The 20,449-nt window shown below is 64.6% G+C and carries 17 protein-coding genes; 9 read left to right on the top strand and 8 right to left on the bottom strand.

Annotated features, from left to right (window positions below; genetic code table 11):
• Positions 1-3 precede the first annotated feature (3 nt).
• From OXT71_17745 to OXT71_17735, 3 genes are all read right to left on the bottom strand, one after another.
• Complete coding sequence (locus tag OXT71_17745) at positions 4-1,497, bottom strand: DUF1501 domain-containing protein (protein MDE2928236.1); 1,494 nt, start codon at positions 1,495-1,497, stop codon at positions 4-6.
• Positions 1,494-4,718 (bottom strand): DUF1553 domain-containing protein, encoded by a 3,225-nt coding sequence (locus OXT71_17740; GenBank protein MDE2928235.1) that lies wholly within the window; start codon positions 4,716-4,718, stop codon positions 1,494-1,496. The genes OXT71_17745 and OXT71_17740 overlap by 4 nt, the downstream gene beginning before the upstream one ends.
• Positions 4,719-4,918: 200 nt before the next feature.
• Positions 4,919-5,107, bottom strand: a complete 189-nt coding sequence (locus OXT71_17735; protein MDE2928234.1) for a hypothetical protein — start codon at positions 5,105-5,107, stop codon at positions 4,919-4,921.
• Positions 5,108-5,604: 497 nt separating this feature from the next.
• On the opposite strand from OXT71_17735, the gene OXT71_17730 reads away from it, so the two are divergent.
• On the top strand, positions 5,605-6,750 hold the full coding sequence (locus tag OXT71_17730; protein ID MDE2928233.1) for an aryldialkylphosphatase: 1,146 nt from the start codon (positions 5,605-5,607) through the stop codon (positions 6,748-6,750).
• A 51-nt stretch (positions 6,751-6,801) separates the two neighbouring features.
• On the opposite strand, the gene OXT71_17725 is transcribed toward OXT71_17730, so the two are convergent.
• On the bottom strand, positions 6,802-8,148 hold the full coding sequence (locus OXT71_17725; protein ID MDE2928232.1) for a starvation-sensing protein RspA: 1,347 nt from the start codon (positions 8,146-8,148) through the stop codon (positions 6,802-6,804).
• A 110-nt stretch (positions 8,149-8,258) separates the two neighbouring features.
• On the opposite strand from OXT71_17725, the gene OXT71_17720 reads away from it, so the two are divergent.
• From OXT71_17720 to OXT71_17705, 4 genes are all read left to right on the top strand, one after another.
• A complete protein-coding gene (locus tag OXT71_17720; GenBank protein ID MDE2928231.1) occupies positions 8,259-9,236 on the top strand; it encodes an amidohydrolase family protein in 978 nt (325 codons plus the stop codon).
• 56 nt (positions 9,237-9,292) lie between these two features.
• Positions 9,293-10,390, top strand: coding sequence for an LLM class flavin-dependent oxidoreductase (locus tag OXT71_17715; GenBank protein ID MDE2928230.1), 1,098 nt, complete (start codon positions 9,293-9,295; stop codon positions 10,388-10,390).
• A gap of 76 nt (positions 10,391-10,466) precedes the next feature.
• Entirely contained in the window at positions 10,467-10,724 is a 258-nt protein-coding gene (locus OXT71_17710; GenBank protein MDE2928229.1) for a FeoA domain-containing protein, read from the top strand.
• Between the two features lie 65 nt (positions 10,725-10,789).
• Complete coding sequence (locus OXT71_17705; protein MDE2928228.1) at positions 10,790-12,610, top strand: ferrous iron transporter B; 1,821 nt, start codon at positions 10,790-10,792, stop codon at positions 12,608-12,610.
• A gap of 18 nt (positions 12,611-12,628) precedes the next feature.
• Here OXT71_17705 and OXT71_17700 read toward each other — a convergent pair whose 3' ends face one another.
• Positions 12,629-14,020, bottom strand: a complete 1,392-nt coding sequence (locus tag OXT71_17700; protein MDE2928227.1) for a serine hydrolase — start codon at positions 14,018-14,020, stop codon at positions 12,629-12,631.
• A gap of 26 nt (positions 14,021-14,046) precedes the next feature.
• Between OXT71_17700 and OXT71_17695 the strand changes: the two genes are divergently transcribed.
• Entirely contained in the window at positions 14,047-14,787 is a 741-nt protein-coding gene (locus tag OXT71_17695) for a hypothetical protein (protein ID MDE2928226.1), read from the top strand.
• A gap of 40 nt (positions 14,788-14,827) precedes the next feature.
• Here OXT71_17695 and OXT71_17690 read toward each other — a convergent pair whose 3' ends face one another.
• On the bottom strand, positions 14,828-16,048 hold the full coding sequence (locus OXT71_17690) for a sialidase family protein (protein MDE2928225.1): 1,221 nt from the start codon (positions 16,046-16,048) through the stop codon (positions 14,828-14,830).
• A gap of 192 nt (positions 16,049-16,240) precedes the next feature.
• On the opposite strand from OXT71_17690, the gene OXT71_17685 reads away from it, so the two are divergent.
• The gene (locus OXT71_17685) at positions 16,241-17,347 is read left to right on the top strand and encodes a hypothetical protein (protein ID MDE2928224.1); all 1,107 of its coding nucleotides are present in this window, start codon (positions 16,241-16,243) and stop codon (positions 17,345-17,347) included.
• Between the two features lie 66 nt (positions 17,348-17,413).
• A complete protein-coding gene (locus OXT71_17680; protein ID MDE2928223.1) occupies positions 17,414-19,093 on the top strand; it encodes an amidase in 1,680 nt (559 codons plus the stop codon).
• Positions 19,094-19,265: 172 nt separating this feature from the next.
• On the opposite strand, the gene OXT71_17675 is transcribed toward OXT71_17680, so the two are convergent.
• Together OXT71_17675 and OXT71_17670 are read right to left on the bottom strand one after the other, a co-directional pair.
• Positions 19,266-19,418 carry a hypothetical protein gene (locus tag OXT71_17675; protein ID MDE2928222.1) on the bottom strand — a complete coding sequence of 51 codons (153 nt, stop codon included), beginning with the start codon at positions 19,416-19,418 and terminating at the stop codon, positions 19,266-19,268.
• Between the two features lie 307 nt (positions 19,419-19,725).
• Positions 19,726-19,944 carry a hypothetical protein gene (locus tag OXT71_17670; GenBank protein ID MDE2928221.1) on the bottom strand — a complete coding sequence of 73 codons (219 nt, stop codon included), beginning with the start codon at positions 19,942-19,944 and terminating at the stop codon, positions 19,726-19,728.
• A 104-nt stretch (positions 19,945-20,048) separates the two neighbouring features.
• On the opposite strand from OXT71_17670, the gene OXT71_17665 reads away from it, so the two are divergent.
• Positions 20,049-20,408 carry a hypothetical protein gene (locus OXT71_17665; GenBank protein ID MDE2928220.1) on the top strand — a complete coding sequence of 120 codons (360 nt, stop codon included), beginning with the start codon at positions 20,049-20,051 and terminating at the stop codon, positions 20,406-20,408.
• Positions 20,409-20,449: the final 41 nt, after the last annotated feature.

Raw genomic sequence — 20,449 nt, 5'->3', positions numbered from 1 at the left:
GGGTCAGGCCAGAATGGGTTTCACCACCCGCGCCGGTTCGACGCCGGTCAGGCGGTGATCCAGCCCCTGATAGCGGAAGGTGAAGCGCTCGTGGTCGATGCCGAAGAGCGAAAGGATGGTGGCCTGAAAGTCGCGCACATGGACCGGGTCGCGCACGATGTTGTAGGAGAAGTCGTCGGTTTCGCCGTGGACGACGCCCCCCTTGATGCCGCCCCCGGCCATCCAGAGGCTGAAACAGCGGGGATGGTGATCCCGCCCGTAGGTCGTTTCGGTGAGCTTGCCCTGGCAGTAGACGGTGCGGCCGAACTCGCCGCCCCAGATCACCAGGGTGTCTTCCAGCAACCCTCTCTGTTTCAGGTCCTGGACCAGCCCCCAGCACCCCTGGTCCACGTCCTTGCATTGGCTGGGCATGACCTGGGGCACCTCGCGGTGCACGTCCCAACCTCGATGGTAGATCTGGACGAAGCGAACGTTGCGCTCGGCCAGACGGCGCGCCATCAGGCAACTGTACGCGAAAGTCCCGGGGACCTGCGCGTCCTCTCCGTAGAGCTTGTAGGTGCTCTCCGGTTCCTTGGAGAGGTCGGTCAGCTCCGGCACCGAGGTCTGCATCCGGAACGCCATCTCGTACTGCTCGATCCGGGACAGGGTCTCCGGGTCGCCGATCTGCTGGTGCTGGAGCCGGTTCATCTCGGCCAGAGAATCCAGCATCCGGCGGCGGACCTGGCCCGGCACGCCGTCAGGATTGTTCACGTAAAGGACCGGGTCGCCGGTGGACCGTAGCGAAACCCCTGCGAACTTGGAGGAGAGGAAGCCGGAGGTCCAGAGCTTGGCCGAAATGGCCTGCACGTTGGCTTTGGGATGGGAATGGGAGGCGTTGAGGACTACGAAAGTGGGCAGGTCCTGGTTCATGCTGCCCAGTCCGTAGGCCAGCCAGGAGCCGATGCAGGGCCGTCCGGCCACTTCACGCCCGGTCTGGATGAAGGTGATGGCCGGTTCGTGATTGATGGCCTCCGTGTGCATGGACCGGATGATGGCCAGGTCATCCACCATGCCTGCCGTGTAGGGCAGGAGCTCGGAGACCCAAGCCCCACTTTGCCCGTGCTGCTGGAACTTGAAGGCGGAGGGAACGATGGGGAACCGTTCCTGTCCCGAGGTCATGGTGGTCAGCCGCTGCCCCTTTCGAATCGAGTCGGGCAGGTCCTTGTCCAACCATTTCTCCATCTCCGGCTTGTAGTCGAAGGTCTCCATCTGGGGCGGCGCCCCGACCATGTGCATGTAGATGGCCCGCTTGGCCTTGGGAGCGAAGTGGGGCAGATGGGGCAGCCCGCCCGTCTGGTCCAGTGTGGTGGCGCCGGCGGCCCGGGTGTCCTCGCCCAGAAGCGTGGCCAGGGCGGCCAAGCCGAGGCCCCGGGCGCCCCGGGCGAAGAGCTGACGGCGGGTCTCGATTCGAACCGCTTCGTCGGAAAGAATTCCGGGCGGAGTCAGATAGCAGGTCATTTGTTCAACACCTCGTCCAGATTCATGAGCTGATTGGCCACCATGGTCCAAGCGGCGAACTCGGCCTTGGGAAGGCTCTCGTCGGCTTCGGAATCGCCCACCGAGAGGGCTTTCCCAGCCTGGTCGGGGTGGTCCCCGTAATAGCTCAGGTAATCGCTGAAAGCCTTCCGGGCCACCTCCTGCTCCGCCTCATGGAGAGAACGCGCCAAGAGATGGGAGGCCATGAAGTCGAGCCGCTGGTCCGCACCCGGCGCCGCCTGCATGGCCCGCTGGGCCAGATGGCGGGCGGCTTCGAAAAACTGGACTCCATTGAGCGTCAGCAGGGCCTGCAAGGGGGTGTTGGTGCGCTCGCGCCGAACCGTGCATTCCTCCCGCGTGGGAGCATTGAAGACCACCAGTTGCGGCGGAGGCGCGGCCCGCTTCCAGAAGGTGTAAAGGCTCCTCCGGTAAATGTCCGATCCCGAGTCCTGCTTGTAGAAGCGGGTGTTGCTGCCCTCCATGGCCACCGCTTCCCACAGCCCCTCCGGCTGGTACGTCTTGACGCTGCGTCCGCCGATTCGACGCTCCAGCAGTCCACTGGCGGCCAGGGCGTAGTCCCGCACCATCTCCCCGTCCATGCGAAATCGGGGACCCCGCGAGAAGAGGCGGTTTCCCGGATCCTTCTTGACCTTCTCGTCCGTGGCCCGGGCCGACTGCCGGTAGGTGGCCGAATCCAGCATCAGGCCGAAGAGATGCTTCACGTCCCAACCCGAATCCCGGAATTCCACCGCCAGCCAGTCCAGAAGCTCAGGGTGCGTCGGCGCCTCCCCTTGGGACCCGAAGTCTTCCGACGTCCTCACCAAGCCGGTTCCGAATACCTCCTGCCAGAAGCGATTCACCATGACCCTGCTGGTGAGAGGATTGTCGTCCGACACCAGCCAACGCGCCAATCCCAGCCGGTTCCGCGGGAGGTCCGGGTCCATGGCGGGCAGAACGCCCGGGGTGGCCGGCTGCACCTCATCGCCCCGCTGGTCGTACATCCCGCGGCGGAGGATGTGGGCCATGGGATCGCTTTCCGCGTTCTCCCGCATCACGTGGGTCAGACTGCTCCCGCGGAGGATCGCGCGCCGCTCGTCCTGAAGCGATTTCAAGTGCCGGGCCACCTCCCCGAACTCGGCGTGCCGGCGAACCAGAAAATAGGCCCGGAGCGCCTCCCGGTCTACGGCATTCGGCTTTGCCGCGTCCTGTTTCCGCAACGCAGTCAGCGAATCCCACTGCGCCAACAGCCGGGCTTCGGACTCCCCCACCGACCGGTTCAGAATCCTGAACTGACGGATCGAACCGTTCAGAAAGTCGAACTTGCCGGCGGACGGCCGGTCTCCGGCGCCCAGCACCAAGGGCGTGCTGTTTTTGATCGATCCCTCCAGGACCCGGATGGCCCGGCCGAAGCTCTGGGTAGGAACGACGGTGCCGTCGAGGTAGAGGTTCATGCCCGTACGCTGGCGCAGCCCGTCATAGGTGACAATCACGTTGTGCCACTGATCCGGCACCAGCTTGTTCTCCTCGACGCCGCGGATCCCCATGTTGCGGCCATCCTTCACCTGGAGGTTCAGCGACGGCCGGTCGCCGCTGATCTCCAGACTCCAGCCGCGGTTTTCGTTATCGGGATCGACCTGCCGGGCCAGCATCATGCGGGAGCCCCCCTTCCAAAACCGGAAGGTCACGGAAAGGGTGAAGGGCCGGTCTGCTTCGAGCCCTGGGAAATCCTCGATCTCCAGGTAAGACTCATCGGGCAATTCCAGAGACGGGACGGCGCCCGACCGATCGATTCGGGAGGAACCGGACAACGCTAGTTCTCTTTTCTCCGAACCGGCGCGGAGATGGGGCGTCTCCCCCAGTTCCAGGGAGAAGACCTGGGAACCGTCGAATTCGTCCAGATCCAAATCGAGATGCCGGTCCGAGTCCAGCCAGCGGCGGAACTCCTCGTCCGCGGCCTGCTCGATCTGGTCCCGCTTCTCTCTGGCAGCCGGCTCTTCCTGCCTCAGTTCCTCCCACCTGATGGCGTCGCTTCTGGCCGGCACGATCATCACGGGAGGCGGGTCGAAGGCATTCCCGTCAAGGGGTTTCTGGGTCGTATTGCGGAAGAAGGCGGCCAACGAGTAAAAGTCCTTCTGGGTGATGGGATCGAACTTGTGGTCGTGGCAGGTGGCGCAGCCCACCGTCAGGCCCAGCCAGACCGTGCCGGTGGTGTCGACCCGGTCCTTGGCGTACATGACCTCCACTTCCTCCTTGATGACGCCCCCTTCGTTGGTGGTGATGTTGCAGCGATGGAAACCGGTGGCGACGAGTTGCTCCGGTGTCGGGTCCGGCAGCAGGTCGCCGGCCAATTGCTCCACCGTAAACTGGTCGAAGGGAAGGTTCCGGTTGAAGGCCCGGATGACCCAGTCGCGATAGGCCCACATCTCGCGGTAGTTGTCGATGTGCAGGCCGTGGGTGTCGCCGTAGCGGGCCGCATCGAGCCAATAGCGGCCCCGGTGCTCCCCGTAAGCTGCGGACCGCATCCGGCCGTCGACCCACCTGGAGTAAGCATCCGAAGAGGCATCCGCCACGAACTGCTCCACCTCATGCGGGAGGGGCGGCAACCCGGTGAGGTCCAGGGAGGTCCGCCGAGCCAACGTGCGGCGGTCCGCCTCCCGGGCCGGCGTCAAGCCCTCCTTCTCGAGTCGGGCCAGGACAAAGCGGTCGATGGGATTGCGGACCCATTCCGGGGACTGGACCTGGGGGAGCGGGGGCCGGGTCAGAGGAGCGAAGGACCAGTGCTCCTCCCACGGAGCTCCCTCCTCGATCCAACGCCGCACCACCTGGATCTGATCTTCCGTCAGTTCCTTGTGGGCGTACTTGGGCGGCATCCGCAGCGCGGCATCCGGGTGGGTGATCCGCTGGTAGACGAGGCTTGACTCCGGGTCACCTGGAGCAACCGGCGACCCCGCGGGCCGCTGGGAAAAGACGCCCTCCTCCAGGTCCAGTCTCAAGTCAGCCAACCGGGCCTTGGGATCCGGGCCGTGACACTCGAAGCAGGAGTCGGAAAGGATGGGACGCACCTGCGACTGAAAGTCCACCGGCGCCTCGTCCCCCGCCGAGCCCGACGGCGGCGCACTCAACAACGCAACACCGGCGAGCACCGCCACAACAGCCGCTGGAACCTGTCTGAAAACCAAACCTGTAGGCAAGATAGCACTCATTCTACACCGTTCCCCTGCTTGTCTCATATCCCGTGCCCTTGGCCGGTCCGTGTCGAGGTCTTGTTTGGCCAAGTATTCGCGAAACCGACCAAGCGCCATCAAACCGGAGCCGGACCAGCCGCCAGGGTTGTGAATCGATAACGAGCCCTACCGTAGATTCCCATGAAAGTGAGTTTTTTCACTTGGCGGAAGGTCTCGGTTCACTTCTTGTCCCGATTCGCCAAATCAGTCATGGCTCGTTGGATCCCGGAGAGCCCCCCAAAAAAGAGCACAAGCCCGACGCTCCCGATCACGAGAAAAGCGATGAGTACCAACAAGACGCGGAGCCCCTCAAATAGGAGCACGAGTCCGGCGATACCGATCACCAGGTACATCACGAACTTCAACATGTCCTCGCTTCCTCTCCATCGGACAGTCGAATATCTGTCCGCCTGTCCAGATCATATCGATTGACCACGGGCTCGATACAGGCCTCCAGGGGTTTTCCGGAGTCCCACGCCGAAATGGTGCGAAGAAACGGGCAGATTGACCAGGATCCTTTGCACAACTGTTGTAAGCATGGGACCAACGGAGTCCGGAGCTCGGGGTCGAAGGCAGAGCTTGACATCGCCATCGGGTGACCCACGAATACCCGCAACCTGGGTGCCGGGGACGCATTTCCTCCTCTGGGATCAGGAGCTGATCCGGGACGAAGAGGTGGCCCTGATCTTCCTGATTGACACCAGACTCGCGTAAAACGCTTCGAGCTTTTCCACGATTTCGTTGCTCCCCTCGCCGTCTTCCCGGGTAGTTTCGCCAACTCTCTCCAGTCTGATCAGCCGTCACGCGCCGCTTGATACTTGCCCTGCGGGATTCTACGATTCAGCCAAACTGAGGAACGTTGCTCATGACCATTCTCCAAAAACGACTCCTACTGGTTGCCGGGCTGCTCGCGGCTGCGGGACTGATCTGGGTTCCGATGGCCGGCAGCGCCGGCAGCGCCGGCAGCGCCATTCCCGACATCTCGGGCAAGATCCTGACGGTGAGGGGACCCATCGACCCGGGGATGGTGGGGCCGACGATCATGCACGAGCACGTGCTGCTCGACTATCGCGGAAGGCCGAAGGAGGGGCTTACGGCCACTGAAGCGGCTTTCTACGAGGAGCCCGTCTCCCTCAGGAACCTGAGCCGGCTTCGCTCCTGGGTCTCGCCCAACGCGGACAACCTGATTCTGGGCGACGTGGACGTGGCGATCCGCGAAGTCCTGGAGTTCAAGCGCTGGGGCGGCAGCGGGATCGTGGACTGCACCAGCATCGGACTGGGACGCGACCCGACGGGCCTGCTGCAGGTCTCCAACGCCACCGGGCTGCACATCGTCATGGGCGCCGGCTGGTACACCCACGCCTTCCATCCAGCAGACATGGGTTCCCGGACGGTAGAGGAACTGACCGAGATCATCATCAAGGACATCACCGTTGGAGCCGAGGGCACGGCGGTCCGGTCCGGCATCATCGGTGAAGTGGGCGTGGGAAATGAACTCAATCCCAATGAACTCAAGAGCACCCGGGCCGCCGCCCGCGCCAGCCGGGCCACCGGCGCCGCCGTTTCCTTTCACCACGCCGGTCGCGGCGAGCAGAAATTCACCGTCCTGGACATGGTGGAGGCGGAGGGCGCCGATCTGAACCGGGTCATCATCGGTCACTCCAACCACATCGCCACCCAGATCCCCTACATGAAGCGCCTCTTGGAGCGGGGGGTCTACATCCAATTCGACCTCATGGGAGAGGTGATCCCCCGGCTGGGACGGATCCACGACTACGATACGGTCCGGTCCATCGTCCAACTGATCCGGGACGGATACGCGGACCGGTTGCTCCTCTCACAGGACGTCTGCACCAAGACCATGATGAAGACGTACGGGGGCCAGGGGTTTTCCTTCGTGATGGAGTTTGTCCTGCCCGAGTTGAGACGCCTGGGAGCACCGGAGGAGGCGCTCCATCAGATCATGGTGGAGAACCCGCGCCGGGTTCTGACCTTCGCCAAGCCGGGATAGTCCGATTCGATGGGCCGCCGGCCCCTGGCCGGAGCGCCTGACGAACCGGGATCACTGCTTGATCACGGTTCCATCCCGCCGCCGAATCACGCCCCAGCCGCCGTTGTGCTTCTTCTTGTCACCCGACTCGAAGCTTCCGAAGGGGTATTTGCGCGCCGCCGCTTCGTCCACTTCGATCCCCCAGCCGGGCTTCTCGCTGGCGAACAGGTACCCGTTCCGGTATTCGGGGCAGCCCTGGAACACCTCCAGCTCGCGTTCGGAGAAACCGGGGAATTCCTGGATGCCGAAGTTGTAGCAGGCCAGATCCAGCGCCACGTTGCCCGCATGTCCGATCGGCGACACGTCCCCGGGACCGTGCCAGGCGGTTCGGACGCCGAAAAGCTCCCCCAGGGCCGCGATCTTGCGGCAGGGCGTGAGGCCCCCGGCCTGAGAAATGTGGATACGGATATAGTCGAAGAGCCTCTCGGAAATGAGGGGAATCCATTCGTGGGGACTGTTGAAGAGCTCTCCCATGGCGATGGGCGTGGTGGAGTGGCGGCGGATCAGCCGGAAGTACGCGATATCCTCGGGAGAGACGGGGTCCTCCAGGAAAAAGAGCCGAAACTGCTCCACGTCCTTGCAGAGCTGGAGCGCCTGGCTGGGGGTGATCCGTTCGTGGACGTCGTGGAGCAGCTCCACTTCTTCGCCCAACTGCTTCCGGCATTCCTCGAAGAGGGCCAGGATCCGGCGGATATAGGGAGCCGGCTCGAAGACCGGATCATCGTGCAGCTTCGCCACGGGGGTTCCGCCGGAGTGGCCTCCGTATCCGGACATCCCGGGCACACCCACCTGGACCCGGACGTGGCGCACGCCATCCTCCATGTAGGCCCGGGCCCTGTCGATGACCTCCCCGATCTCGGCGCCGCTGGCATGGCGGTAGCAGTCGGCCGCCTCACGGCATTTTCCGCCCAGGAGCTGATAGACCGGCAATCCCGCCTGGCGGCCCTTGATGTCCCAGAGGGCCATGTCCACCCCGCTGATGGCATTGTTCAGGACCGGGCCGTTCCGCCAGTAGGAACTGTTGTAGCAGGCCTGCCAGGTGTCATCGATCCGGTCGGCCGGTTTGCCCACCAGAAACGGCTTCAGGTACTGCTCCACCGCGGGAACCACCAGGTCGGCCCGCTGCGTGAAGGTGGCGCATCCATAGCCGTAGAGGCCATCCTGGTCGGTGAGGACCTTCACCACCACCAGACGCAGACCCCTGGGGGCGGTGGCAATGACCTGTATGTCCCGAATCCGGGGAGGCGGCATTCCCCGGGTCCTCTTCTCCACGAGTGCCCGGGCTTCGATTTCCTTCGAGGAAACGACGCCCGAGAGGGCGCCGGCAGCCAAGCCGCCCAGGAGTCCACGTCTGTGCATTTTCCGCCTCCTTACCATCAAGACATGTTTCGCGTGTTATTCGGACTCTCGGGCCGTAGTAGACTGGGCCGGAAAACGATGCGGGAAATCCCACGCCCAACGAGCCAAGCATGAAGACCCTGAGCCGGCGCCGCTGGATGTCCGGTCTGGCTCTGACGGCCGCCGCCGGGCGCAGAGCCTTGGCCGCCCCATCCGGACCCTCTGTGGTCGACGCCCATGCCCATGTCTGGTCGCCGGACCTCCGGAAGTATCCTCTGGCGCCGGGCCTGATCCGGGAGAACCTCTGGTTTCCCAGCTTCACGGTGGAGGAGCTGGTCCAGAAGGGCAGCCGCGCCGGAGTGGCCCGCTACAACCTGATTCAGATGACCTGCTACGGTCTCGACCACAGCTACATCCTCGATGCCATCGCCGGCGATCCCACCCGGTTCGTCGGCACCGGTATCGTTCCCGCCGTCAGCGACGTTTCCCTTCCCAGCCCCGACCGCACCATGAAGGCCCTGGCCCGAGGCGGCATCTACGCGTTCCGGATCCGCGGACGATCGACCCGTCCCGCCATGCGAAGCGGCGAACGCTGGATGGACCACCCGGGCTTCGACAAGATGTTCGCCGCCGGAGCCCGCCACGACCTCTGCCTGAGTTTCCTCATGACTCCGGCGGACCTGCCCGAGTTGAATCGCATGTGCCGGCGTTTTCCCGAAACTCCTGTGATCATCGACCACTTTTGCCTGATCGGCAAGCAGGCCAACCGGGTGGAAGAGGAGACCCGCGCGCTGTGCCGCATGGCGCGGCACCCCCGGGTCATGCTGAAGCTGGGCGCATTCTACGCCTTGGGCAAGAAACGCCCGCCTTACCTGGACATGCTCCCGCTGATTCGCCGGCTGGTGGATGCCTTCGGCCCCGACCGGTGCATGTGGGAGAGCGACGCTCCCTTGCAGACAAAGAACGGCCATACTTTCGAGGCCGCCGTCGCCGTAATCCGGGACCACGCCGATTTCCTCTCCTCCTCGGACAAGCAGCAGATCCTGTCCGGGACGGCCGAGAAGCTCTTTTTCCACCGAAGTCCCCCAGTCTCCGACGATGCAGATTGAAGGTGGCGGCGGAATCGCCGGGACTTTAGAATAGGTCGGCAAAAGGAGCACCTGCCATGAAACTGGGATTCTTCACCATGCCCCTGCATCCACCCGGGTCGGACTTCACAGAGACGCTGGAAAGCGACCTGGAGCAGATCATCACCCTGGATCAGTTGGGGTTTCACGAGGCTTGGCTCGGCGAACACTTCACCAGCGTCTGGGAGAATATCCCCGCTCCCGACCTGCTGCTGGCCAGCGCCATCCCCCAGACCGAGCAGATCATCATGGGCACCGGCGTGACCTGCATGCCCAACCACAATCCCTTCGTCATTGCCAGCCGCATCGCCCAGTTGGACCACATGTGCCGCGGAAGGTTTTACTGGGGCGTGGGCTCGGGGGGGTTTCCGGGCGACTTCGAGGTCTTCGGGTTCGATCCCAAGACCGGCGAGCAGAGGGGGATGACCCGTGACGCGGTCGACGTCGTCCTCCAGCTCTGGCAAGATCCGCGCCCCGGCCTTTACGAACACAAGCACTGGCGTTTCACCGTGCCGGAGCCTCAATCGGACATCGGCCTCCGGTTCCACTTGAAGCCCTACCAGAAACCTCACCCGCCCATCGGCGTCGCCGGCGTGTCGGTCAAATCCGGAACTCTGGTGCGGGCCGGAGAGGAGGGCTGGATTCCCATGAGCATCAACATCGTGCCGACCAGAATTCTCAAGTCCCACTGGGAGGCGGTGTTGGAAGGAGCCGCCACCACCGGACGGACTCCCGACCGGAGCCAGTGGCGCGTGGCCCGAAACGTGTTCGTAGCAGACACGACCGAGGAAGCCAGGCGGTGCGTCCTGGAAGGGACCATGGCGCGGGACTTCGAGGACTACTTCCTCCGCCTTTTGCCCAAGTGCAAGATGCTCGACCTGATGAAGACCGACCTCGACATGCCCGACTCGGACGTGACCCCGGAATACCTGCTGGACAACCTCTGGCTCGTGGGCAGCCCCGACGACGTCGCCGAGAAGCTCCAGGCGCTTCAGGACGACCTGGGGGGCTTCGGAGTCCTCCTGGTTCTGGGTCATGAATGGGACCCGAAGGACCGCTGGGTCGAGTCCATGCGGCTTCTCCAGGAAGAGGTTTTGCCCCGGGTCAATGGAGCTGGGGAGTCAAGAGATGGATAGCAATGTCCCCGCTCCCCAAGAGTGAGGCGTTAGCGACACACTGGCGGAAGCCGGAGGACAGCGAGGAATCGGGATCGTGGCACGGTTCTCATTGAAAGACTTGGGGCGGTTCGAAGAGGGCATCCTGGAGTCCATCGATCTGCCGGAGCGGGACGCCCGGCGTTTCATGGAGCTGGGCTTTCTCCCCGGTTCCGTGGTTTCAGCTGCGGGACGATCCCCGTTCGGCGACCCTCGGGTGTATCGGGTGGATGGCTCCGAAGTCGCACTGCGGCGGGAGACGGCTGCCCGTCTGATTCTGCGCCGACCCGGTTCGGCCCACCGAAAAGACCCATGAGCCAATGCCATGGGGCGACCGAGACCGCGTCCCCTTCTGAGATCAGGCCTGGAGCCCCCTCCCGATTGCGCACCGTCGCCGTCGTGGGCCCGCCCAACACCGGGAAGTCGACCCTGTTCAACCGGCTGACGGGACTTCGCCAGCGCGTGGCCAACTATCCCGGCGTCACGGTGGAGAAACGGATCGGGCGCGCGCGCCTCCCCGGCAAGATCGAGGTCCACCTGGTCGATCTTCCCGGTATCTACAGCCTGGAGCCCCGGTCGGAAGACGAACGGGTCGCCCGGGACGTTCTCACCGGCCGCATGCCGGGCGTCTCCAGTCCGGACGCCGTCATTCTGATCCTCGATTCCACCAACCTGGGGCGTCATCTCGGGTTCGCCGCTCCCATCCTCAGCCTGGGAATTCCGACCCTCGTGGTCCTGAACATGGCCGATTCGCTGCGGAGAGGCGGCGGACGCCTCGATCTGGACGCCGTGGCGCAACAGATCGGGGCTCCTGTCGCCCTGGTCAGCGCCCGGACCGGAGAGGGCACCGAGGCGATCCGGGAGTTCCTGGTGGGAGCCCTGGCCGTCCCCGCCCCCCTGGAACTGCCGGTGATTCAGGACGTTCGCCGCTGCCGGGAGTGGTCGGCCCAGGTCGGCGAAGCGGCGGAATACCGCCCCCCGGCCCCCCCGCTGTGGACCCGGCGTCTCGACGCCGTCCTGCTCCATCCGGTGGCGGGCCTTCTCATCTTCGCCGCGGTGGTGGTCGCCGTCTTCCAGACGGTCTTCACCTTTGCCGTCCCCCTCATGGACGCTACCGCCGCCATGATCTCCACTTCCGGAGAATGGGTCCGCGGCCTGCTGCCCGACTCCTGGTTCCGCAGCCTGCTCATCGAAGGGGTCTGGGGCGGAGTGGGATCGGTGGTGATCTTCCTGCCCCAGATCCTGTTGCTGTTCCTCTTCATCGGCGTGCTGGAGGACTCGGGCTACATGGCCCGGGCGGCGCTCATCGCCGACCGGACCATGGCCCGGGTGGGCCTGCAGGGGAAGTCCTTCATTCCGCTGCTTTCCGCCTACGCCTGTGCGGTTCCGGCCATCCTGGCCGCCCGCACCATCGAGAGCAGGCGGGACCGGATTGCCACCATCATGATCGCGCCCTTCATGACCTGCTCGGCCCGATTGCCGATCTACACGCTGGTGATCGCCGCCTTCATCCCGGAACGCCCCGTCCTGGGCGGATTCCTGGGCACCCGGGCGGCGACCATGCTGGGGCTGTACCTGCTCGGATTCCTGGCGGCCATCTTGACGGCGTGGGCCCTCAAGTCGTCGGTGCTTCGCGGCGCGGGCGCCCCCTTCTCCCTGGAGATGCCGCCCTACCGCTTGCCCGGCCTCCAGTCGCTGGCCTTGCGCCTCGTGGACCGCACCAAGATCTTCCTACGGCGAGCGGGGACCATCATTCTCTGCACGACCATCGTCCTTTGGTTCCTGGCCAGCCTCCCGCTCCGGAACGGCGAAGCGCCCCCGATTGCGGAAAGCGTCATCGGCACGGTGGGGCGGACCATCGAACCGGTCATCGAGCCCCTGGGTTTCGACTGGAAGATCGGCATCGGAATCATCACCTCCCTGGCGGCCCGCGAGGTGATCGTGGGAACGCTGGGCACCATCTACGGGATGGAAGCGGACGAGGGCTCCCCGGACCTGCAGGAGGCTCTCAGGAGCGACCTGGATCTGGGCGGGGCGGTGGCGCTGTTGATCTTCTTCGCCTTCGCCATGCAATGCATGTCCACGGTGGCGGTGGTGAGGAGGGAGACCGCGGGTTGGCGCTGGCCGGTGGCGCAGTTCGCCTACATGACGCTGCTGGCCTACGTTGCGGCCTACCTGGCCAAACAGATCATCGGGCCGTGACCCCCGGAAACGGGGCGCTCATCCGATGGCGTCCTGAATCCCCCTCAGCGCCGCGTTGAAGGCGGGGACACTGACGCTCAGAACGTCGTACTCGGTGAGACGGGCCACCACCAGGTCCCGGGAGGGGATCACCAGCGTGTTCTGGCCGCCGGCTCCGGCGGCATAGAAGGCATCGGCGGGGGCGTCAAAGTTGCCGGTGGTGTTGAGCCACCACATGGCGCCGTAGCGCGACTCGCTCGGTTCCCCCTCCTCGTTGAACCACGCCGGAGCCGGCGTGCGGACGAACTCCACGAACTCTTCGGGCAGGAGCCGCTTTCCCTGCCAGACTCCCCCTTGCAGGTAAAGGAGTCCAATGCGGGCCCAGTCCCGGACCGTCCCGTACTCGTAGCCGGAGAGGATGAAGTTGCCGTAGGGGTCGGTGTCCAGCACCATCCTCCGGATTCCGATCCGGTCGAAGAGGGCGCGTTGCGGGAAGGTAAGGTATTCCTCACCCCGGGCCTCCACCGCGCGGCGGACCAGGTATCCGAGCGTCAGGGGGTCGCAGTTGCGGTAGCGGCCCACGGTTCCTGGAGAAAAACGCAGCCGGCGCGAGACGGCGTACTGGAAGACGTCCAGGGCGCAGGGGTAGACATAGTAGTGGTCCGGATAGGCGCTGGAGATCCGGTAGGTCCCCTGCGGTGTCTGCTCCATCACTTCGTAGAGCGTGAAGTCGAGGCCGCTGGACATGCGGAACAGGTCCTCCATGCGGATCTCGCAGCGCGGGTCGCCCGGCGCCTGCCATTCGGGCACCGGCGCCGGCCCCGTCATCTTCAGCCGCCCCTCCTGAATCAGACGGCCCGCCAACGTGCCGGTGAGGCTCTTGCCCATGGACCAGCTCTCCAGCAGCGTGTCCTTGCAGATCCCGGACGCGTAGCGCTCGGCGATGAGGCGGCCCTTGTAGACCACCGCCAGCGACGTGGTCCGCGCCGGCGGTTCGAAGGCGAGTTCGACCGCCGCTCGCAGCTTCTCCTCATCGACCTCGGGAGGGAGGGGTTGCTCCGGCAGGAGGTCTCCCATGGGCCAGGCTTGCGTATCGGCCGGGGGCAGAGCGGTCCGCACCGGAACGAGATCGAAGAAGATGCCGTCATGTTCCCGGGGATGAACGATGCACCCCTGATCGCCGTAGAATCCGGCGCTGCGGCGGTAGCCACCGGGCAGGGTGGCGTGAACCCGCTTCCGGTCGTAGTCGATGACGTCGTCGAGGTGCTCCAGGTCCGACTCGGGCAGCTTCAGCAGGTCCACGGCCACGTTTCGGCTGTGCTCTCGCGCCGCCTCTTCCCCGGTTCCGGTAACAAATACTGCCGAACAGAGCAGTTTCGCGTACCCGGCCAGACCGATGTCGCTGGGGTCCTGATCTTTGGCTTCGTGCATTCGGGGTATTATGAGGCATGTCTCACGTGAGATTTGCCAAATTCCTTCTCGTCTTGGGCGTCTTCCTCAATTCCACCCATAAAGCCATGACGCAGGGCGCCGAGGAGTTGCTGAACCGCGCCGTGCAGGCTTCGGAACAGGGCCGGAGCTCCGAGTCCGTGGATCTGGCCACGGGCGCCCTGGCCCGGAACCCCGAGCTGGCCTATGCGTACTACCTGCGGGGCCGGGAGCACTTTCGATCGGGCAAGATCAATGAATCCGTAGCAGACCTGGAGCAGTACGTCCGGCTGCGTCCCGACATGGAGCCAAGGCAGTGGGAGCTGGGTCTTTCCTATTTCTACGCCGGCCAGTTCGAAAAAGGAGCGCGGCAGTTCGAGCTGTACCAGACCTACCACGACAACGACGTGGAAAACTCGGTCTGGCGCTATCTGTGCATCGCCCGAACCGACGGAACGGAGAAGGCACGGTCCACCCTGATGCCGATTCGCAACGACCCCCGGATTCCCATGATGGCCGTCTACGACATGTTCCGGGGAGAAGGGTCGCCCAAGAAGGTCCTGGAAGCCGCCCGCGCCGGCCGGCCCGGACCGGCCCAATTGGAAGGGCGCCTCTTCTACGCCCACCTCTACATCGGACTCTTCCTGCTCGCCCAAGGAGACGGGGAGGGTGGAAAAACCCACATCCTGGCGGCAGAAAAGAGAAGGGTCCGCCACTACATGTGGGACGTGGCCCGCTACCAGGCGAGCCTCCTCGGCCGGCCGGATTAAGCAACGGCAACCCTTGGGAATTTGACAGTCGACCGGAAGGTCAGTCCCCTCGATCCTTCCCCCGGGTCAGCCAGTCGAGGCTGAATCGGGCCAGGGTGACGGTCTCGTAGGCCGCTTCGTCCCCCCGTTCGTACAGGCAGGCGACGGTGCCGTCCGGCAGAACCGCCAAGCTGGAGTAGGCGGATGGCCCCGGGTGCAGAGCGCGCGATACCGGCCAGGATTCCCCCTCATCGTAGCTGAGGCGAACGGTCATCCGGACGCGCTCGGTGGCGGCGGGATTGGAAAAAAGGAGGCGGCTGCGGCCTCCTGTGTCGGGCCAACTGTAGCGCAGCAGGCTGGCTTGGCAGACCGGCTCGGTCAACTGGGGATCGTCCTGCGGCTCCGACCACGTCATGCCGCCGTCGCTGCTCCAGGAACGGCCCCGGAGGTTCCTGCCGAAGTAGGACCGGAAGTTCAGGAGAACCCGGCCGTCAGTCAACTCGGCGACCTGGCACTCGTTGGCGTGAGGCTGGATGTTCCCTCCCAGATGCCAGCTCTTGCCGTGGTCGTCGCTGTAGATGACATGGGAGCCGAATGCGGGCGGGGGCTCCCCGTATGAGGGAACCGCTTCATCCGGACTCGGGGCCGCGTAGGAATAGTCGCACGGGATCACCAGCCGGCCCTTGTCGGGACCGTGTCGAAGCTGGATTCCGACGCCGGGACCGGTGGCATACCAGTCCCAGTCCGGTTTCTTGGTGGTGGCCGTGATCTCCCGAGGCGGCGCCCAAGTCTGCCCATCGTCCCCGCTGGAGGTGACCCACACGGTCCGCGTCCCCCGGGCGCCGGGCTGCAGGATCTCCCTCAGACCCTCGTCCCCCGGATTGTGGGTCAGCAAGAGCCAGATCGTCCCGGTCTCCTGGTCCACCACCGGGCAGGGATTGCCGCAGGTGTTGCCGCCGTCGTCCCAGACCACCTGCTGACGGCTCCAGGTCTCCCCTCCGTCGGTGGAACGCCGGAGCAGGAGGTCGATGTCTCCATGATCGCTGCGGCTGTCCTTGCGCCCTTCGCAGAAGGCCAGGAGAGTTCCCTTCCCCGTGGTCAAGAGCGCCGGGATCCGGTAGGTGTGATATCCGTCCCGGCCGCTCACGAAAAGCGGTTTCTGATCCGGCGCGGCGGGCGTGGGGGGTTCCGAGCATGCTCCCCCCAGCAGCAGGACTGCGATCCCCATGACGTGGATCATCGGAGCCGGGCGGCCCTCCCCGTTGGAACACCAGCTTCGCATGACCGGACCCTCCTGAAACTCCCCTGGAACGGATCGAGAAACCTCGCGGCCGCATTGAAAATACGTCGCTGAAAGCACGTGCCGCAAGCCTGTCCGAACCGTTGCAGCAGTCGGGAGTCCCCAGTTTTGGAGCAGCCGGCTGGTGGGGCGTTTGGGAATGTTCGGAACCCTGTAGTAGTCTTGGCGGTCAATATGAAACTGCCAAGAATCCTCCTCACCATCTTCTTCCTGGGAACGGCCGCGGCCGAGAAAGGCGACCAGGCGCCCAAGCCGCAATACGAATGGGAGCAGATTTCGATCCCAGCCGCATCGGCCCTGGAGCCGATCCTTGAACAGTTTTCGCCCAAGAGAGCCGTCACCTACATGGAGGACGGCGCGCTGGCCTGGACCCGGAAGCGGGAGTGCATCGCGTGCCACACCAACGGCACCTATTTCGTGACGCGTCCCGCCTTGACGGGAACCCTGGGCCGGCCTCCCGCGGAACTGAGGGAGTTCGTCATCGATGAGCTCGACGAGTTGCGGGCCATGGAGCCCGAAAAACTTCGTTCCAGCGTCCGGCCGACCCAGGTCGCCTATGCGGCCCAGGGGCTGGCCGAATGGGATTCCCACGTCACTGAGGAGCTCTCCCGGGAAACCCGGGAAGCCCTGGACCTGATGCTCCAACTCCAGGATCCGGAGGGCGCTTGGAGCAACGTCGACACCTGGCCGCCGTTCGAGTCCAGCCGGTATCAGTCCGCCACCGTGGGCGCCATGGCCATGGCGGCGGCTCCCGGATGGCTGGCCTCCAACGGAGACCAGGAAGCGGTGCGAAAGACCCGGGAATACCTGAGGACCCGGGCGCCCCACGATTACGGCCGGCTCCTCCTGCTCTGGGTTTCCACACGCTGGCCCGGTTTGCTGGAAGAAGAGAAGCAGCAGGAACTGGTGGAGATGATCTGGCGGCATCAACGGACAGACGGGGGCTGGTCGATCCGCACATTCGCCACTCCCGAGACCTGGGGCCGGGGAAACCGCGCCGAGAAGCTCCGGGCCGAAGAGGATTTCGAGAATCCGGCCAGCGACGGCCACCAGACCGGACTCTGCGTCCTGGTCTTGAGACTGGCCGGGGTCCCGGCAGACGATCCCCGAATTCAACGAGCCCTCGACTGGCTGCTTTCCAACCAGCGGGAGTCGGGCCGCTGGTGGACGCGGTCCCTCAACACCGACAAGTTCCATTTCATCACCTACAGCGGCACCTGCTACCCGTTGTTGGCGCTGGACAGTTGCGGCCGTTTGGCGGTCGACCGGTCAACTCCGTGACCCGCGCCGGCGGTCCCAGGATGAGAATCCCTCGATCCGCCTGTTCAAACCGTCCAGGGTTGCGTCGTGGGTGACTCCAAATGGACGCGCAGGCAGGCGCTGACCTCCCTCTCGGGAGGCGGACTGGCCCTGGCTTCCTGCCGGGACGAATCCCCCGTGGATGCGGAGATGAGGATCACGGCGGAGATCCTGCAAGCGGCTCAACAGGTGGCCGGGCTCGATTTCACGCTCCCGGAGCGGGAGCAGATGCTCAAGCGGGTCAATCAGAGCCTGGAGTTCTTCGGGAATCTCCGGGAGTTCCCCCTGGACAATTCGGTGCCTCCCGCCATTCAATTCGATCCCATTCCCCGCGGGAACGTGCCGTATCCGCCCGCCGCGCAACCGGCCATCGCGAGAACTCCCATCCCCGAGGTGCCGGGCCGCCGGGAGGATCTGGCCTACTGGCCCCTTTCCCGATTGGCGGCGGCGGTGAAGGCCCGGAAGGTGAGTTCCGTGGATCTGACCCGCCTCTATCTGGAGCGCCTCAAGAAACATGACGAGAAGCTGGAATGCGTCATCTCCTACACCGAGGAGCTGGCTCTGGAGCAGGCGCGGCGCGCCGACCGGGAACTGGGTCGTGGACGCTACCGGGGGCCGCTCCACGGCATCCCCTGGGGAGCCAAGGACCTGTTGGCGGTTCGGGGATACCGAACCACCTGGGGAGCCACCTCCCATCGCGACCAGACTCTCGACCTGGACGCCACGGTGGTCCGCATGCTGGAGGAGGCGGGCGCGGTTCTCATCGCCAAGCTCAGCCTGGGAGCCCTGGCCGCGGTCGACGTCTGGTACGGCGGAAAGACCCGCAATCCCTGGAAGCTGGACGAAGGCTCCAAGGGTTCGTCGGCCGGTTCGGCCGCGGCGACGGCCACCGGCCTGGTGGGCTTCTCCATCGGGTCCGAGACCATGGGGTCCATCGTCTACCCTTCGGCCACCTGCGGCGTCACCGGACTGAGGCCGACTTTCGGACGGGTCAGCCGTCACGGCGCCATGACCCTGAGTTGGAGCCTGGACAAGCTGGGCCCCATCTGCCGCAGCGCCGAGGACTGCGCCCTGGTGTTCGCCGCCATCCACGGACTCGATCCCGACGACCGGACCACCCGCGACCGTCCCTTCGTCTGGCCTGTCGGAGACCAGATGGAGGGCCTCCGGGTGGGCTACGCCGAGAGCCTGTTCCAGGAACAGGAGGACGAGGCCGCCAAGGAGAACGATGCGCGGAGCCTGGAGGACTTCCGATCCTTAGGAGTCGATCTGGTCCCGGTCGAGCTGCCGCAGCGGCCCCTTGCGCCGGAACTCATCCTCTACACCGAGGCGGCAGCCGCCTTCGACGAGTTCACGCGGAACAACCAGGACGACCTGTTGCAGGAACAGGAGGAGAACAACTGGCCCAACATGTTCCGCCAGGCCCGGATGGTGCCGGCCGTGGAGTATATCCAGGCCAACCGGCTGCGGTCACTGTTGATGGAGGACATGGCCCGGCTCATGTCTGGAATCGATGCCTACCTGGCTCCCAGCTTCAGCTATAACGTAAGACTCACCAACCTGACGGGACTCCCCTGCCTCGCTCTGCCCAACGGTTTCGATCCCGAAGGCCGTCCCACCAGCATCTCCCTGACCGGGCGCCTCTTCGACGAGTCCCGGATCCTGGCTCTGGGCCGCGCCTACCAGCAGGTCACCGATAATCACTCCCGGCAGCCTCCGGGGTTTTGATATGAAGATCCGACTCAGTTCGACAATTTTGCGGAACTGAATCTATGCGCGGACCCCAGTTTCGAGCGCGAGCAAATCGACGGCGACCTCTCGATCGAGTTGGACATGGAGGCGAAGGGCATCCGGAAAGAGATGGTCGGTCCAACAGGGCGGGTCCGCGTACTTCCGATAGTCAATGAATACAAACCAGCGTGCGATCAAACGAACTGTTCTCTACGGCGACGATAAACATGCTCTTCAAGAAATTTTCCCAGCGCTCGACGATGGCAAACGAACGCGACGTGCGGGGCGGGGTCATTTCGCGGTCGATCGGAACGGTGTTCACGTTGGGACGCCAGAGTGACGAGGTACAATACGAGTGTCCTATCGGGGAATATCCACTGGATCTCCCTTTTTCGATGCGATCAAGGGCATCTGAGAACGAGGATACGTTCTTGTTCGTGTCATCGACCGGACCACGTCAGGAATGCGGAGGCGCGCAACCCCGTTCGGAAGCCGCCCGACACGATCGAGTGCCGGGACGCGACCCTCACACGGGACAGCCTCGATCCCAAATGGCCGACCACCAACATCGTGATCGGCAACCCGCTGTTCATGGGCGGGAAGCCCCTGATCACGCACCTGAGCGAGAACTACGTGTCGCTGATGGTTGCGATGTAGGCCGGCCGCGTGCCGGCGGAGGCGGACTTGGTCTGCTGGTTCGACAGGGCGGGCCAGCAGGTCGTCCCGGGGAACGCGGCGCGGTCGGACCTCGCGGCGACGAACTCGATCCGGGGCAGTGCGAACCGGCGAGCGCGGCCGGTGGGGACGTCCACGTCGCGGATCACGCAAATCGACGGCGACAAGTTCATCGACCTACTGCTCGACAATGGCATCCTGCGTTCGCAACCCTACTCTCCGAGGTGCTGGCCGTCGATCTGGATGCGTGCACCGACTTGGACGGAGACGTATAACCATGGTTGCCGCACTTGCCTCGGAGTTACGCTACTCGGGGTCGAAGGACTCCGCGCAGTGGCGCGGCCTCGCTGTCGTGGATGAGGACCGATTCAAGTCCTACCTAAAAAACCGCGTAAGGGCGCGGGTAGAAGATGACGATGCCCACGGCGAATTTGCAGTGGAGTTGCGCGGCATGGCCACGACGGGGATGGCCACCGAATTCGTGGAGAAGCTCCTTCGCGCAGTTCCTGAGGATAAGTCGTGGGCTGTCGGAGAGGCACTAGCAGAGTGTATTCTTGCCGACGACGAGACGCGTGAGATCTGCTGGCCTTGGAATCTCGTACGTGACCGCCGTACGCCAAGGGCTAGTACCCCATAACATGTAATTGTTCGTATATTATAGTAGGAGGCTGGAGAACT

It is taken from the genome of Acidobacteriota bacterium, assembly GCA_028874215.1.
GTDB lineage: Bacteria > Acidobacteriota > UBA6911 > RPQK01 > JAJDTT01 > JAJDTT01.
The sequence above is the reverse complement of the archived record's forward strand: the minus strand, read 5'-3'. Positions and strand labels throughout refer to the sequence as shown.

Excerpts from the sequence above, each read along its gene's own strand:
- OXT71_17745 (MDE2928236.1), bottom strand. The coding sequence starts at position 1,497 with ATGACCTGCTATCTGACTCCGCCCGGAATTCTTTCCGACGAAGCGGTT.
- OXT71_17740 (MDE2928235.1), bottom strand. The coding sequence starts at position 4,718 with ATGAGTGCTATCTTGCCTACAGGTTTGGTTTTCAGACAGGTTCCAGCG.
- OXT71_17735 (MDE2928234.1), bottom strand. The coding sequence starts at position 5,107 with ATGTTGAAGTTCGTGATGTACCTGGTGATCGGTATCGCCGGACTCGTG.
- OXT71_17730 (MDE2928233.1), top strand. The coding sequence starts at position 5,605 with ATGACCATTCTCCAAAAACGACTCCTACTGGTTGCCGGGCTGCTCGCG.
- OXT71_17725 (MDE2928232.1), bottom strand. The coding sequence starts at position 8,148 with ATGCACAGACGTGGACTCCTGGGCGGCTTGGCTGCCGGCGCCCTCTCG.
- OXT71_17720 (MDE2928231.1), top strand. The coding sequence starts at position 8,259 with ATGAAGACCCTGAGCCGGCGCCGCTGGATGTCCGGTCTGGCTCTGACG.
- OXT71_17715 (MDE2928230.1), top strand. The coding sequence starts at position 9,293 with ATGAAACTGGGATTCTTCACCATGCCCCTGCATCCACCCGGGTCGGAC.
- OXT71_17700 (MDE2928227.1), bottom strand. The coding sequence starts at position 14,020 with ATGCACGAAGCCAAAGATCAGGACCCCAGCGACATCGGTCTGGCCGGG.
- OXT71_17690 (MDE2928225.1), bottom strand. The coding sequence starts at position 16,048 with ATGCGAAGCTGGTGTTCCAACGGGGAGGGCCGCCCGGCTCCGATGATC.
- OXT71_17685 (MDE2928224.1), top strand. The coding sequence starts at position 16,241 with ATGAAACTGCCAAGAATCCTCCTCACCATCTTCTTCCTGGGAACGGCC.
- OXT71_17670 (MDE2928221.1), bottom strand. The coding sequence starts at position 19,944 with ATGAACTTGTCGCCGTCGATTTGCGTGATCCGCGACGTGGACGTCCCC.
- OXT71_17665 (MDE2928220.1), top strand. The coding sequence starts at position 20,049 with ATGGTTGCCGCACTTGCCTCGGAGTTACGCTACTCGGGGTCGAAGGAC.